We start from the raw sequence: 14,307 nt of genomic DNA on the forward strand, positions 1-14,307 counted from the left end.
TCTCTCGGGGGGCGGACGCGGCGACGCTTCCCTTTTGGCCGCCTTACGCGTAAGGGCCCGCCCATGTTCGACGAACGACACGGAAAATTCGCCTGATGGCCAAGGAAGAACTCCTCGAAATGCGCGGCAAGGTGGTGGAACTGCTGCCTAACGCCATGTTCCGGGTAGAGCTTGAAAACGGCCATGAAGTGCTCGGCCACACGGCGGGCAAGATGCGCAAGAACCGCATTCGCGTGCTGGTGGGCGACGAGGTATTGTGCGAATTGACGCCATACGACCTCACCAAGGCGCGCATTACCTATCGCTTCATGCCGGGCCGCGGCGGTCCCGGCCCGCAATAATCCGGCCGGTTTACCGGGCGGTGACCGAACCCGTGCTCGTCCTCGCCTCGGCCAGCCCGCGGCGGCGCGAATTACTCGGCCGGCTCGGTATCGCACCGTCAGCCGTGGTGGCGGCCGATATTGACGAGACCCCGAGAAGGGACGAGCTGCCGCGCCCCTATGCACTGCGTATGGCGCGGGAGAAGGCACGTGACGCCGCGGCGCCGGAGGGCGCGCACGTGCTGGCGGGCGATACGGTGGTGGCGCTGGGACGGCGCATCCTGCCCAAGGCCGAGGATGAGGCAACCGCCCGTCGCTGCCTGGTGCTGCTGTCCGGCCGCCGGCACAGCGTGCTGTCCGCCATCGCGCTGCGGGCGCCTGACGGCACTATGCGCGAGCGGCTGAGCACCACCGTGGTCCGGTTCAAACGGCTGTCGGACGAGGAACTGGCGGCCTATCTCGCCAGCGGCGAATGGCACGGCAAGGCCGGCGGCTATGCCATCCAGGGCATGGCGGAGGCCCTGGTCGTGTCGCTATCGGGCAGCCATTCGGGGGTGGTCGGTTTGCCGCTCTATGAGACCCGAACGCTGCTGAAAGCGGCCGGCTTTGCCCTTGGCTGAGCGCGCCCCCGCCGATGGCTGGCTGGTCGAACAGGGCATCGGCGAGGAACGCGCGCTGCTTTATCGCGCAGGCCACGCAGTCGCCACGCAGATACGCTGGCCGGGTGGGCTCGAACCGGGGCTGGTCGCGGACGCTATCCTGACGGAGCGAGCGCGGGGGGCGGCGCGCGGCGTGGCGCGGTTTGCCGACGGGTCCGAGGCGCTGGTCAGCCAGCTCCCGCGCGAGGCGAGCGAAGGTGCGCCGCTGCGCCTGCGGATCACGCGCGCCGCGATGGGCGAAATCGGCCGGACCAAGCGGGCCCAGGCGCGGCCCTGTGACGAGGTGGAGCGGCCAGCGCCGACCCTCGCCGAAAGCTTGCCCTCCGCCCGCTGCGTGCGCGGCTTTCCGGCGGGCGATTGGGAGGAAGCGCACGCATTGGCGACCAGCGGCATTGCCGTATTCCCGGGCGGCACCCTGCATTTCGCGCCCACCCCTGCGATGACCGTTGTCGATGTGGACGGTCACTTGCCGCCCCGCGAACTGGCACTGGCGGCGGTGCCGGTGTTGGCTCGCGGCATCGGTCTGCTTGGTCTGGGCGGCAATATCGCGGTGGATTTCCCGACGCTTGCGGCAAAAACCGACCGCAAGCTGCTCGATACCGCGCTGGATCAAGCGATGACCGACATTGACCATGAACGCACCGCGATGAACGGGTTCGGATTGGTGCAGATCGTTCGGCGTTCACAGCGCCCCTCTCTGCTGCATCTTGTGCAGCTCTACCCGTCCGGCGCCGCGGCGCGCCTGTTGCTGCGCCAGGCCGAGCGGCTGGATGGGCATGGTGCGATTGCGATCGACGCGCATCCGGACATTGCCGCGCGGTTGACCGGCGACTGGCTGGCCGAGTTGCGACGCCGCACCGGCCGGGCCGTCATGCTGCGTCCCGACCCGGCCCTTGCGCCTGGCGCCGGCCATGCCCAGATTGTCGCCCCATGAGCCAGCGCCCCTGCCCGATCTGCAAGAAGCCGCGTAGCGCCGAGTATGCACCCTTCTGTTCCCCGCGCTGCCGCGACCGCGATCTCGCGCAATGGTTCAACGATGGTTATGCGGTCCCCGGCCGCCCGGCCCAGACGGAAGACCTCGCCGCGACCCCGCATGAGGAATAGACGCAATCCCCCTTGCCAAGCTGCGGTGCCTTCGCCATAGGCGCGCACTCAATCGCTTGGCGGTGCCCGATGCTCCGCGGCCGGCGATGCCCAAGTAGCTCAGTTGGTAGAGCATACGACTGAAAATCGTAGTGTCGGTGGTTCGATCCCGCCCTTGGGCACCACGCCTTCCCGCTTCCCCAGCCGGTCGGTGGCGTATGTCTCCCCGCAGTTTTAGGATGTGACTATGTCCCGTCGTCGCCAAATCTACGAAGGCAAGGCCAAGATTCTTTACGAGGGTCCTGAGCCGGGCACGATCATCCAGTATTTCAAGGATGATGCCACCGCCTTCAACGCGCAGAAGCGCGGCACCATCAACGGCAAGGGCGTAATCAATAACCGCATCAGCGAGTATGTGTTCACGCGCCTCAGCCATATCGGCATTCCGACGCATTTCATTCGCCGGCTCAATATGCGCGAGCAATTGGTCCGGCAGGTCGAGATCATCCCGATCGAGGTGGTGGTCCGCAATGTCGCTGCCGGCTCGATCTCGAAGCGCCTCGGCATCGAGGAAGGCGAGCCGCTGCCGCACACGCTGATCGAGTATTACTACAAGGATGACGCGCTCGGCGACCCGCTGGTGGCCGAAGAGCACATCGCCTGCTTCAACTGGGCCAGCCACGAGGAGATGCATGACATTTCTGCGATGGCGATCCGGATCAACGATTTCCTCTGCGGGATGTTCGCCGCGATCGATATCCGGCTGGTCGATTTCAAGCTCGAATTCGGGCGCATCTGGGACGGCGATTTCAGCCGCGTGATCCTGGCCGACGAAATCAGCCCCGATGGCTGCCGGCTGTGGGACATGGCGACCGGCGAGAAGCTCGACAAGGACCGCTTCCGCCGCGATCTCGGCGGCGAGGAAGAGGCCTATCAAGAGGTCGCGAGGCGGCTCGGCCTGCTGAACGAGGATAATGGCGCGGGCGAGGTGCTCGACCTGTCGCTTCATCGCGGTAAGTTGCGGACAAAGCCCCGCAAATAGGATAGGCGGCCCCCTGTTTTCACGAAAGGGACGCCCTTATGTCGCTGATTCGTCGTACCGCTCCATTGGCGGGCCTGTCTGCCATCGCCCTGCTGATGGCCGGGTGCGCGACTGTCCCTGCTGCTTCGTCACAGCCACCGGCGACGCAGGCCGCCGCCCTGCCTCAGCCCACCGGCACCACCGGGTGGAACTTCCCGGTCTATGACATCCCGGCCGATCCCGCCGTCCGCTACGGCGTGCTCGATAACGGGATGCGCTATGCAATCATGCGCAACACCACCCCGCAGGGGACTGCGGCGATCCGGATGGGCTTCGATGTCGGCTTCATGGACGAGGCGGAGGGCGAATACGGCCTGGCGCATTTTATCGAGCACATGGCCTTCAACGGTTCGACCAATGTGCCCGAAGGCGAGATGATCAAGCTGCTCGAGCGCGAGGGGCTGGCCTTCGGGGCCGATACAAATGCCAGCACCAGTTTCGAGGAGACGATTTACAAGCTCGACCTGCCGCGCGCGGATGACCGGCTGCTGGGTATCGGGCTGATGCTGATGCGCGAAACGGCCTCCGAATTGCTGCTCGACCCGGCCGCGATCGACCGCGAGCGCGGCATCCTGCTGTCCGAAACGCGCACGCGCAATACGCCGCAACTGCGCCAGTTCAGCAATTATTTCGACTTCGTGTCGCCCGGCACCCGCTATGCCGAACGCTTCCCCGGGCCGCGCGCCTCGGATACTGTTACCGGAGCCTCGGCCGAAACGCTGCGGACGATGTATCGCCGGTTCTATCGCCCGGACAATGCAACGCTGGTGGTGGTCGGCGATTTCGACCCCGCCACGGTCGAGGGCCAGATCCGCCAGCGTTTTGCCGATTGGCGCGCCGCTGGCGGGCCGTTGACGCAAACAGACGCCGGGAAGATCGCCTTCGATCGGCCACGCGCGGCGACGATTCATGTCGATCCGGCTGTCAACTGGCAGGTTACCATCGACCGTTTCGCCCCCTATCAGCGCCGCCCGGTGACAATGGACGAAATGCGCCGCAGCCTGCTGCTCTCGCTCGGCACCGGGGCGCTCAATCGCCGGTTCTCGCGCATCGCCAATCAGCCCGACGCGCCGATCCTCGGCGGCAGCACCGGGGTCAGCGATTTCTTTGAGCTCGCCCGTCAGACCTCGATCGGCGTGGTCGCGAAGGATGGCGACTGGCAGAAGGCCATCCAGGTGGGCGAACAGGAAACCCGCCGCGCGCTCGAACACGGCTTCACCGATGCCGAGATTGCCGAGCAACTCGCCAATATGGAAACCGCCTTCCGCACCGCGGCCGAACAGGCGGCCACGCGGCGCAATCCGGCATTGGCCGAAGCGATCCTGTCAACGGTGGCCCAGCAGCGCATCTTTGCCACGCCGGCGGCACGCTATGCCGCGTTCCAGTCATTGAAGCCCGAACTGACCCGCGCCGCTGCCGAGGCCGTGTTCCGGGACGAGATCGGTGGCTCCGAGCCGCTGATCCACCTGGCTGCCAAGACCGCGATCGAAGGTGGCGAGGCCGCCGTGCTGGCCGCCTATGACGCCTCCCGCGCCGCGGCGGTTACCCCGCCCGCGCAGGTGGCAGATGCGCCCTTCGGCTATAGCAATTTCGGCCCGGCGGGCACGGTCGCCAGCGACAGCCAGATCGCCGATCTGGGCCTGCGAACGGTGCGTTTTGCCAATAATGTCATGCTGACCATGAAGCGGACCGATTTCGAGGCGGGCCGCGTGCGCTTTGCCGTCCGCATCGGCGAAGGCGAACTGGCGCTGCCGCAGGATCGCCCCGGCCTCGCGCTGCTGATGAATTCAACCTATGCGACCGCCGGGCTGGGCAAGCATTCGGTCGATGAATTGCGCCGTCTGCTGGCGGGCAAGCAGGTTACCACCGGGCTTGCCGCCAACAGCGATCATTTCGGTGTCGGCGGGGCGACGACGATGGCCGATTTCCCGCTGCAGATGCAGGTCAGCGCCGCCTATCTGACCGATCCCGGCTACCGCGCCGAAGCCGAGGCGCAATGGCGCGCCAGCATCCCCTTGTTCCACGACCGGCTGGACGCCACACCGCAAGGGGTGGCGGGCCGCGATGCCGGGCGGATTGTCGCCAATGGCGATCCGCGCTTCGGCATTCCGGCCAAGGACGAACTGCTCGCGCTCGACCTGGCTGCTCTGCGTGGGGCGCTGACCCCGGCTCTCGCCAACGCGCCGATCGAGATCGCTGTGGTCGGCGACATCGACGAAGCAGCGGTGATCGCGGCGGTAGCGAACAGCTTCGGCGCGCTGCCGCAGCGCGCGGCAGTGGCCGATCCGCGCGAGGCGTCGCGTCAGGCGCGCTTTGCTGCGCAGCCACGCCCGACCACGCTCTATCACAGCGGTGCACCCGATCAGGCTTTGGCGCAGATTTTCTGGCCGACCACCGACGACCGCGACCAGCAGCAGGAGGTGACGCTGGCCATGCTGGCAGGGGTGATGGACCTGCTGCTGACCGAAAAGATCCGCGAGGAACTGGGCGCGACCTATTCGCCCAGCTCGGGTTCGTCGATGTCCGATGTCTATCGCGATTTCGGCACCTTCAGCGCTTCGATCGTGGTCAAGCCGGAGCAGGCCGACGAGGTGTTCGCCGCGGTCGAGGAGATCGTCGCCGGGCTCAAGGCCGCGCCGGTGAGCGCCGACACACTGGCACGCGCCCGGACGCCCGTGCTGGAACAGATCAGCCGCAACCGGCGCGAGAACGGCTATTGGCTCGGTGTCGCGGACGAGGCGCAATTGCGCCCTGACCGGCTTGCCCGCGTGCGCGCCTATGAGGGGCTGGTCCGCGCGGTCACCCCGGCCGAGCTGCAGGCGGCGGCCCGGCGCTACCTCGACCCTTCGCGCAAGCTCGAACTGCGCGTCGTCCACACCTCGCTGCGGCCGGGGGCGGCTGCGGCCAATTGAAGTCGGCGGGCAAGGCGGCTAGGGGCGCAGCCATTGGCGGCGCGCCCCGGCCGTCTGCTTCCGCTGCGCAAAGGAAATGCCATGAAGGTCCGCGTCCATGTCAGCCTCAAACCCGGCGTGCTCGACCCGCAGGGCCGGGCGATCCAGCACGCGCTGGAGGGGCTGGGCTTTGACGGGGTGCGCGATGTCCGCGCCGGGCGGATGATCGAGCTCGACGTGGCCGACGAAACCACCGACGCGGCGCTCGACAGCATGTGCCGGCAGTTGCTGGCCAACATGGTGATCGAGAACTACCGGATCGAGAAGGTCGGCTGATGGCTGTGCGCGCCGCAGTCATCACCTTTCCCGGCTCCAATTGCGACCGCGACATGGCGGTGGCGATCGAGCAGGTCGTCGGCGCTCCGGCCCTGAGAGTCTGGCATGGCGACACCGCGTTGCCTGACCGGGTCGATTTCATCGCCCTGCCCGGCGGCTTTTCCTATGGCGACTATCTGCGTTCAGGCGCGATGGCGGCGCGCAGCCCGATCATGCGCGCGGTGGTCGATGCGGCGGGCCGTGGGGTGCCGGTGCTGGGCGTGTGCAACGGCTTCCAGGTGCTGACCGAGGCGGGCCTTTTGCCGGGCGCGCTGATGCGTAATGCGGGGATGAATTTCATCTGCCGCACCGCCGCGCTCAAGGTCGAGAATGCCGGCTCGCTGTTCACCTCGGCCTATCGCGCGGGCGAGGACATCCGCATCCCGGTCGCCCATCATGACGGCAATTATTTCGCTGACGCCGAAACGCTCGACCGGTTGGAGGGGGAGGGGCGCGTGGCCTTCCGTTACATCGAGGCGTGCAACGGATCGCAGCGCAACATTGCCGGCGTGCTGAGCGAGAATGGCCGGGTGCTCGGCATGATGCCGCATCCCGAACGCGCGATCGACGCGGCACATGGCGGGGTCGATGGACGCCGCTTGTTCGAAAGCGTCGTCGCAAGCGTCGTCGCTGCCTGAGCGGCCAGCGCTTACGCGGTCAACCGGCGGGGCTTCTTGAACAGCGCCGCAGCATCTTCGGCACCGACCGGGCGGCTGTAATAGTAGCCCTGAATCTTGCTGCACCCGAGCGCGCGGATAAGCGCGGCTTCCTGAGCGGTTTCCACACCCTCGGCGGTGGTCTGCATGTCGAGGGCATCGGCCATGGCCACAACCGCGCGGATGATCGCCAGGCTTTCGGGCGACCCGTGCGCGGCGCCCTGCACGAATGACCGGTCAACCTTGATCGTCGCAAAACGCAATTTGCGCAGATAGCCGAGCGACGAATAGCCGGTGCCGAAATCATCGAGCGCCACGCTGACGCCCAGCGCGATAACCTCTTCGAGCGCCGCGCGGGCGATGTTGGCATCGCGCAGGAAGATGCTTTCCGTCACTTCCAGTTCCAGCCTGGCAGGCTGCAAGCCGCTGGCCGCGAGCGCGGTCGCCACTGTTTCGGCAAATCCGGGTTCGATAAGCTGTTCGGGCGATACATTGACCGCCACCTTGATGTCCGGCGGCCAGTTGCCCGCCTCGCGGCACGCCTGTTCGAGCACCCAGGCACCGATCGGAACGATCAGCCTTGTTTCTTCAGCGAGCGGCACGAACTTGGCCGGGCTAACCGGGCCATGGCCGGCACGAGTCCAGCGCAGCAGAGCCTCGAAGCTGACCACCCGCTCGCTCGCCGCGTCAACCACGGGCTGATATTGCAGAGAGAATTCGTCCGCCGCCAAGGCTCCGCGCAGGGCAAACTCCAACTGTCGACGCTCCTCGGCCGAGGCGTGGAATTGCGGCTGGAAGGCATGGTGTGCGTTGCCGCCCTCGCCCTTCGCCCGATACAGCGCCAGATCGGCACTACGCATCAGTTCCTCGACCGTGCTGCCGTCACGCGGGCCGATTGCCGAACCCACACTGGCGCCGACATAGAGCGGATGGCCATCCACAGTATATGGCTGGGACAGCGTTTCGATAACCTGACCGGCCAGTTCGTCCAAACGCCGGCGGTCGGATCCGTCGCGCAGCACGATGCCGAATTCATCGCCGCCCAGCCTGCCGCAGACCTCGCCCGGTGCCATCAACCCGTTCAGCCGCCCGGCGACCTGCGCCAGCAAGTGATCGCCGATATGATGGCCCAGCGAATCGTTGACCGCCTTGAACCGGTCGAGATCGATCATCATGAATGCACAGCGGCTGCGCCATTGCTGGGAATGCTGGATCGCCTCACACAGTGTCTCGTTGAGGAGTAGCCGGTTGGGCAGACCCGTCAGCGCGTCGTAGCGCGCCATATAGGCGATCTTCTCCGAAGATTCGCGCTGGTCGGTGACGTCCGATCCAACCCCGCGGAAGCCGAGGAAGTCGCCGTCATCGCTGAGCAGCGGGGCGCCGGACAATTCCCACCAGCGCGTCTTGCTGCCGATCGAAACCTTGACCAGGAGATCGGTAAATCTTTCGCGGCGTTGCAGCCGGTCGGCAAGGTCGTGCAGGCTACGGCTGAAATTACCGCTGTCCCAGTCGTCGCCCGCCATCAGCCTGACGAAAGCTTCGCCTTCCACCTCCCCACGTTCCCGGCCCAGCGCATAGGCAAAGCGCGCCGACGGATTGCGTACCCGCCGCTGGCTGTCGAGCTGCCACAGCCAGTCGGCACGCTCGTCCTCGTCTTCGTTGAGAAGCAGCGAGACCACCTGCTGCTTGTCGCCAGCGGCGACCTCGGCCTGCCAGGCTTCATAATGGACCAGCGCGATGGCGATAATCAACGATGCGACATTGACCAGCATCCACAAGGAGCCGATCGCAACACCGTAACGGCCAGTAACCGCCAGTCCGATAGCCGCGCCGAGCGCCACCGGCGTCGCCAGCGCTATTCCGGCAAGCGGCAATCTGGCGAGCATACGGGCAGCAGCCAGCACCACGCAGATCGCCATGATGCCGAGCATCGACAGTTCCACGCGCGGGTTCGACAAGGCGAACAGAACGAACCCCGCGCCCCACGCGCTGCCAGTCGCGGCCCCCGTGAGCGCCTGCCACCACAAGATTCCGCGATAATCGTTGGCTGCGAGCAACTGCTGCACCCTGACATGGCTGATACCTGCCGCGACAACGGCCAGCCCGATCAGCCCTGCCCAGCCGACCAATATCCAATCCGCAACGAAAGGGCGGTAAAGCCAGGCGGTGAGGCCCGCAGCCCCGAAATGGATGAGCGCGTGATACCAGCGGAAGTTTTCGGGCCGGGCAAAGCGCGTCGAACAGCGTTGCAGCCATTCGCCCGTATCCTGCTGGCGCAGGCCCAGAAGGACAGCCAGCGGCGGTTCGTCACGCGCTGGCGCGTCAGTCGGAATAGGTGCGACCCTGCTCATCGGGGTTGCTCTAGCCGCAGAAGGTTATCTGCGCGTAAAGGCTGCCCCCGGGTCGCCATTATTCGACGGTCACGGACTTCGCCAGATTGCGCGGCTGATCGACATCGGTCCCCTTGACCACGGCGACGTGGTACGCGAGCAATTGCACGGGCACGGCATAGACCAGCGGCGCGATCAGTGGATGCACCGCCGGCATCTCGATCGTCGCCAGGCAGCCGTCGCCCGCCTCGGCAAGGCCCTCGCGGTCGGAGATGAGGACGATCTGCCCGCCCCGCGCGCGCACCTCCTGCATGTTCGAAACGGTCTTTTCGAACAGCGGACCCGAGGGCGCTATCACCACCACCGGCACGTGGTCGTCGATCAGCGCGATCGGCCCATGCTTCATTTCGCCCGAAGCATAGCCTTCGGCATGGATGTAGCTGATTTCCTTGAGTTTAAGCGCGCCCTCCAGCGCCAGCGGATAATCCTGCCCCCGCCCAAGATAGAGCACGTCACGCGCCGGCGCGATCAGCGGCGCGATGGCGGCGATATCATCGTCATGATCGAGCGCGGCGTTGAGCGCGGCGGGCACTTCGAGCAGATGGCGGACGATATCCTGTTCTTCAGCCCGGTCCATCCGCCCCTTACGCACCGCCATGTTCGCGGCGAGCGCCGCCAGCACGGCAAGCTGGCAGGTGAACGCCTTGGTGCTGGCCACGCCGATTTCAGGGCCGGCATGGGTCGGCAGCAGCAGATCGGCCTCGCGCGCCATCGAACTGGTCGGGACGTTGACCACCACGGCGATCGTCTGGCCGTGCTGCTTGCAATGGCGCAGCGCCGCCAGCGTGTCGGCGGTTTCGCCGCTCTGCGAGATGAACAGCGCCAGCCCGCCTTCTTCCAGCACCGGGTCGCGGTAGCGGAACTCGCTTGCCACATCGATGTCGACCGGAACGCGGGCAAAATGCTCGAACCAGTATTTCGCCACCAGCCCGGCATAGTAAGACGTGCCGCAGGCGACGATCGTTACCCGCCGGATGGCCGACAGGTCGAAGTCGAATTGTGGCAGGGCAACGCGCGCTTCGGCCTGGTGGATGTACGAGCCCAGCGTCTGCGCGACCACGGTCGGCTGCTCGTAGATCTCCTTCAGCATATAATGCCGATAATTGCCCTTCTCGACCGCGGCGGCCGAGGCGCCCGAATGGGTGATCTCGCGCGAAACGGGGGCGTTTTCCTCGTCATAAATCTGCGCCTCGCCCCGGCGTACGACGACCCAGTCCCCTTCGTCGAGATAGGCGATCCGCTGCGTCAGCGGCGCCAGCGCCAGCGCGTCCGAGCCGAGGAACATCTCGCCCTCGCCATAGCCCAGTACCAGCGGCGAGCCGAGCCGCGCACCGATCAGCAGATCGGGATACGCGCGAAAGGCAATCGCCAGCGCGAACGCGCCGCGCAGCGTCGGCAGCACCGCTTTTACCGCGTCCTCGGGCGGGGCGCCCGCTTCGACCTGCTCGGAAATCAGGTGCGCGACGACCTCGCTGTCGGTTTCGCTTTCGAGCACGCGGCCGCGCTCGACGAGTCCGTCGCGCAGCGGCTTGAAATTCTCGATGATGCCATTGTGCACCAGCGCCACTTCGCCGGTGGCGTGCGGGTGCGCGTTGTTTTCGGTCGGCGCGCCATGCGTCGCCCACCGCGTATGCGCGATGCCGATGGTGCCGGGTGCCGGGTTGTCGGCAAGTTCGGCGACCAGATTGGCCAGCTTGCCCCGCGCGCGCCGGCGCACCAGCGCGTCATCGTGGATGGTGCAGATACCGGCACTGTCATAGCCGCGATATTCCATCCGCTTGAGGCCATCGACCAACCGGTCGGCCACGGCGCTATCCGACACAATTCCGATAATTCCGCACATACAGGCTTCAATCCCTACGCCATTAACGGCTGCGTGGGCGCACATAGCATATCGTGCGGCGCGCACCACCATTGCCGAACGCATCCGTATCCGGATGCCGGCAAGCGCGGTGATTAGGGAAAAATCAAGGTTTCCAAAATATTCACCAGTGCCTGAAAACAGCGCGGATTTCCGCATCGGGCAACGGCAATTTTGCCGACCGATGAGGAGGTGACGAGGGACACGGCATGAGTGCATTCGGACGCAAGAACGGGCCGGGGGGGATGGCGCCCGGGGCACGGCCGTCGTTCGGGGTTGCGCGCCCGATGTCCGGACCGAGCCGGGCCGCGCCCGCGCCGCAGGGGGGCGAGCAGTTCCCGCCACTACCCAGCGAAGGGCTGGCGATCGACGCTGACCCGCTGGCAGGCGCACCGCAGAACCGCACCGCCGACGCGATGAGCCGGCTGGCCGACCGGGCCAACAACGTCCACGAGCAGGCCGAGATCGGCGGGTTCGAAATCAGCGTCCACAAGATCAAGGAGCAGGTGCTGCCGCGCCTGCTCGAACGGATCGACCCCGAGGCGGCCGCCACCTTGTCGAAGGACGAGTTGGCCGAGGAATTCCGCCCAATCATCATGGAGGTGCTGGCCGAGCTCAAGATCAATCTCAACCGGCGCGAACAGTTCGCGCTGGAAAAGGTGCTGATCGACGAATTGCTCGGCTTCGGCCCGCTGGAGGAGCTGCTGGGCGATCCCGATGTCAGCGACATCATGGTCAACGGCCCCGACCAGACCTACATCGAAAAGAAGGGCAAACTGCAGATCGCGCCGATCAAATTCCGCGACGAACAGCATCTGTTCCAGATTGCCCAGCGCATCGTCAACCAGGTCGGCCGCCGGGTCGACCAGACTACGCCGCTGGCCGACGCCCGCCTCAAGGATGGCAGCCGCGTCAACGTGATCGTCCCGCCGCTCAGTCTGCGCGGTACCGCCATCTCCATCCGTAAGTTTTCCGAAAAGCCGATCACCATCGATATGCTGCGCGATTTCGGCAGCATGAGCGACAAGATGGCGACCGCATTGAAGATCGCCGGCGCCTGCCGCATGAACGTGGTCATTTCCGGCGGTACGGGTTCGGGCAAGACGACCATGCTCAACGCCCTGTCGAAGATGATCGACCCGGGCGAACGCGTGCTGACGATCGAGGACGCGGCCGAGCTGCGCCTGCAGCAGCCGCACTGGCTGCCGCTCGAAACGCGCCCGCCAAACCTTGAAGGTCAGGGCGCAATTACCATTGGCGACCTCGTCAAGAACGCGCTGCGTATGCGGCCGGACCGGATCATCCTGGGCGAAATTCGCGGCGCCGAATGCTTCGACCTGCTCGCCGCGATGAATACCGGTCACGACGGGTCGATGTGCACGCTGCACGCCAATTCCCCGCGCGAATGCCTGGGCCGTATGGAAAACATGATCCTAATGGGCGACATCAAGATCCCAAAGGAGGCGATTTCGCGCCAGATCGCGGAATCGGTCGATCTGATCGTTCAGGTCAAGCGCCTGCGCGATGGTTCACGCCGCACCACCAACATCACCGAGGTGATCGGGATGGAAGGCGACGTGATCGTTACCCAGGAATTGTTCAAGTTCGAATATCTCGACGAAACCGATGACGGCAAGATCATCGGTGATTTCCGCGCCTCGGGCCTCAGGCCCTATACGCTCGAAAAAGCGCGCCAGTTCGGCTTCGATCAGGCCTATCTCGAGGCCTGCCTCTAGGCTGGAGCGGCAAACCCCGCGATCGCCAGCGCGAGCAGCGCGGCGCCGATCACTGCCGAGGTCAGGAAGATGCCGGTCCACGGCACCATTCCCACCCGGTCGATGGCCGCGCGGCGGGTGCGCCGGCGTTCCGCCCACGACGCGAAACCGGCGATGAGAAACATCGCGCCGGCCGTTATGGCCGCCCATTCGGCATCGCTCGCAAAGCGGAAATGATCGGCCAAAACCTCCATCGCGGAGCGCGATATGGGGCGTTGGCGCAAGGCCGCAAGTGCCCCCTGTCGCGCTCGGGCGTGCGGAGCTAGACGCGGCTGATGGCCTTCACCCTCCACGGCGAATGATGGACGGATCGGTCGCCCGCCCCCGGCCGCTGCTGGCGCTGTTCGTGCGCCTGCTGGCGGCGGGCGCGCTGTCGACCATGGCGATGCTGGTCAAGCTCGCCGGCGAACACGGGGTGCATTTGGCCGAACTGATCTTCTGGCGGCAGGCGCTGACCGCCCTCGCCATGGGCGCCGGCCTAGCCGCCGCCGGCCGGCTGGCGGTGCTGCGGACCCAGCGCATCCGCGCGCATACGGTGCGCGCGCTATCGGGCGTGTTCAGCATGGGCTTCGTCTATGGCGCGGTGTTGTTGCTGCCACTGGCCGAAGCGACCGCGATCAGCTTCACCACGCCCGCCTTTGCCGTGCTGCTGGCGATGGTTCTGTTCCGCGAACGGATCGGGCGGTGGCGCTGGGTGGCGGTGGCGCTCGGATTTGCCGGGGTGCTCGTGGCGACCCGCCCGGGGAGCGGCGCGATCGACCCGCTGGGCCTCGGCGTCGGCCTGGTCGCGGCGTTCATGGTCGCGCTGATCTCATACCAGATCCAGGACTTGAACCGCACCGAGCATCCGCTGGCGATCGTGTTCTGGTTCGCCGCGCTGTCGGCGCCAGTGGCCGCCCTGGCGCTGCCGTTCTTCTGGCGGGCGCATGATCCGACCGGCTGGGCGCTGATCGGCGGCGCGGCCCTGGCTGGTGCGGTTGCGCAGGTGCTGCTGACCTCGAGCCTGCGCTTCGGCTCGGCGGCGACAATCATCATCATGGACTATACCTCGGTCCTCTGGGCGGTGCTTTATGGCTATGAAGTGTTTGGGGATTTGCCGCCGGCAAGCCTGTGGCTGGGCGCGCCGCTGATCATCGCCTCGGGCGCGATCGTCACCTGGCGCGAGCGGCTGCGCGTCCGCAAGCCGCCCCTGCCGGGGCAGGGAACATGAGGTCGC

General features: G+C 66.1%; 13 protein-coding genes and 1 tRNA gene. 11 read left to right on the forward strand and 3 right to left on the reverse strand.

The features are described 5' to 3' along the window. The first annotated feature begins 95 nt into the window (after positions 1–95). The 9 genes from infA to purQ all read left to right on the forward strand — a co-directional run bounded on the left by infA (position 96) and on the right by purQ (position 7,047). Complete coding sequence (gene infA / locus ILT46_RS01085; protein WP_047806247.1) at positions 96–341, forward strand: translation initiation factor IF-1; 246 nt, start codon at positions 96–98, stop codon at positions 339–341. Between the two features lie 20 nt (positions 342–361). Continuing rightward, the gene (locus ILT46_RS01090; protein WP_199502781.1) at positions 362–940 is read left to right on the forward strand and encodes a Maf family protein; all 579 of its coding nucleotides are present in this window, start codon (positions 362–364) and stop codon (positions 938–940) included. Next, positions 933–1,913, forward strand: a complete 981-nt coding sequence (locus tag ILT46_RS01095; protein WP_199502782.1) for a ribonuclease E/G — start codon at positions 933–935, stop codon at positions 1,911–1,913. Before ILT46_RS01090 ends, ILT46_RS01095 begins: the two co-directional genes overlap by 8 nt. Continuing rightward, positions 1,910–2,083 (forward strand): DNA gyrase inhibitor YacG, encoded by a 174-nt coding sequence (locus tag ILT46_RS01100; RefSeq protein ID WP_199502783.1) that lies wholly within the window; start codon positions 1,910–1,912, stop codon positions 2,081–2,083. Before ILT46_RS01095 ends, ILT46_RS01100 begins: the two co-directional genes overlap by 4 nt. Positions 2,084–2,171: 88 nt before the next feature. Continuing rightward, a tRNA-Phe gene (locus tag ILT46_RS01105) sits at positions 2,172–2,247 on the forward strand. Positions 2,248–2,309: 62 nt separating this feature from the next. Next, positions 2,310–3,104 (forward strand): phosphoribosylaminoimidazolesuccinocarboxamide synthase, encoded by a 795-nt coding sequence (gene purC, locus ILT46_RS01110; protein ID WP_199502784.1) that lies wholly within the window; start codon positions 2,310–2,312, stop codon positions 3,102–3,104. A gap of 38 nt (positions 3,105–3,142) precedes the next feature. Continuing rightward, entirely contained in the window at positions 3,143–6,055 is a 2,913-nt protein-coding gene (locus tag ILT46_RS01115) for a M16 family metallopeptidase (protein ID WP_199502785.1), read from the forward strand. Between the two features lie 81 nt (positions 6,056–6,136). Then, positions 6,137–6,370, forward strand: a complete 234-nt coding sequence (gene purS / locus ILT46_RS01120; RefSeq protein ID WP_199502786.1) for a phosphoribosylformylglycinamidine synthase subunit PurS — start codon at positions 6,137–6,139, stop codon at positions 6,368–6,370. Positions 6,371–6,375: 5 nt separating this feature from the next. Further along, positions 6,376–7,047, forward strand: a complete 672-nt coding sequence (gene purQ, locus ILT46_RS01125) for a phosphoribosylformylglycinamidine synthase subunit PurQ (RefSeq protein WP_199503074.1) — start codon at positions 6,376–6,378, stop codon at positions 7,045–7,047. A gap of 11 nt (positions 7,048–7,058) precedes the next feature. Here the strand turns inward: purQ and ILT46_RS01130 are convergent, their stop codons facing one another. Together ILT46_RS01130 and glmS are read right to left on the reverse strand one after the other, a co-directional pair. Continuing rightward, positions 7,059–9,416, reverse strand: coding sequence for a putative bifunctional diguanylate cyclase/phosphodiesterase (locus tag ILT46_RS01130; protein ID WP_199502787.1), 2,358 nt, complete (start codon positions 9,414–9,416; stop codon positions 7,059–7,061). Positions 9,417–9,474: 58 nt separating this feature from the next. Further along, positions 9,475–11,298 (reverse strand): glutamine--fructose-6-phosphate transaminase (isomerizing), encoded by a 1,824-nt coding sequence (gene glmS / locus ILT46_RS01135; RefSeq protein WP_199502788.1) that lies wholly within the window; start codon positions 11,296–11,298, stop codon positions 9,475–9,477. A gap of 227 nt (positions 11,299–11,525) precedes the next feature. Between glmS and ILT46_RS01140 the strand changes: the two genes are divergently transcribed. Continuing rightward, entirely contained in the window at positions 11,526–13,052 is a 1,527-nt protein-coding gene (locus ILT46_RS01140; protein WP_199502789.1) for a CpaF family protein, read from the forward strand. Here ILT46_RS01140 and ILT46_RS01145 read toward each other — a convergent pair. Beyond that, positions 13,049–13,285 carry a hypothetical protein gene (locus ILT46_RS01145; RefSeq protein WP_199502790.1) on the reverse strand — a complete coding sequence of 79 codons (237 nt, stop codon included), beginning with the start codon at positions 13,283–13,285 and terminating at the stop codon, positions 13,049–13,051. The genes ILT46_RS01140 and ILT46_RS01145 overlap by 4 nt on opposite strands. A gap of 107 nt (positions 13,286–13,392) precedes the next feature. Between ILT46_RS01145 and ILT46_RS01150 the strand changes: the two genes are divergently transcribed. Continuing rightward, positions 13,393–14,301, forward strand: a complete 909-nt coding sequence (locus ILT46_RS01150; RefSeq protein ID WP_199502791.1) for a DMT family transporter — start codon at positions 13,393–13,395, stop codon at positions 14,299–14,301. Positions 14,302–14,307: the final 6 nt, after the last annotated feature.

Origin of the sequence: Qipengyuania sp. YIM B01966 (genome assembly GCF_016461955.1) — a bacterium.
Lineage (GTDB): Bacteria > Pseudomonadota > Alphaproteobacteria > Sphingomonadales > Sphingomonadaceae > QFOP01.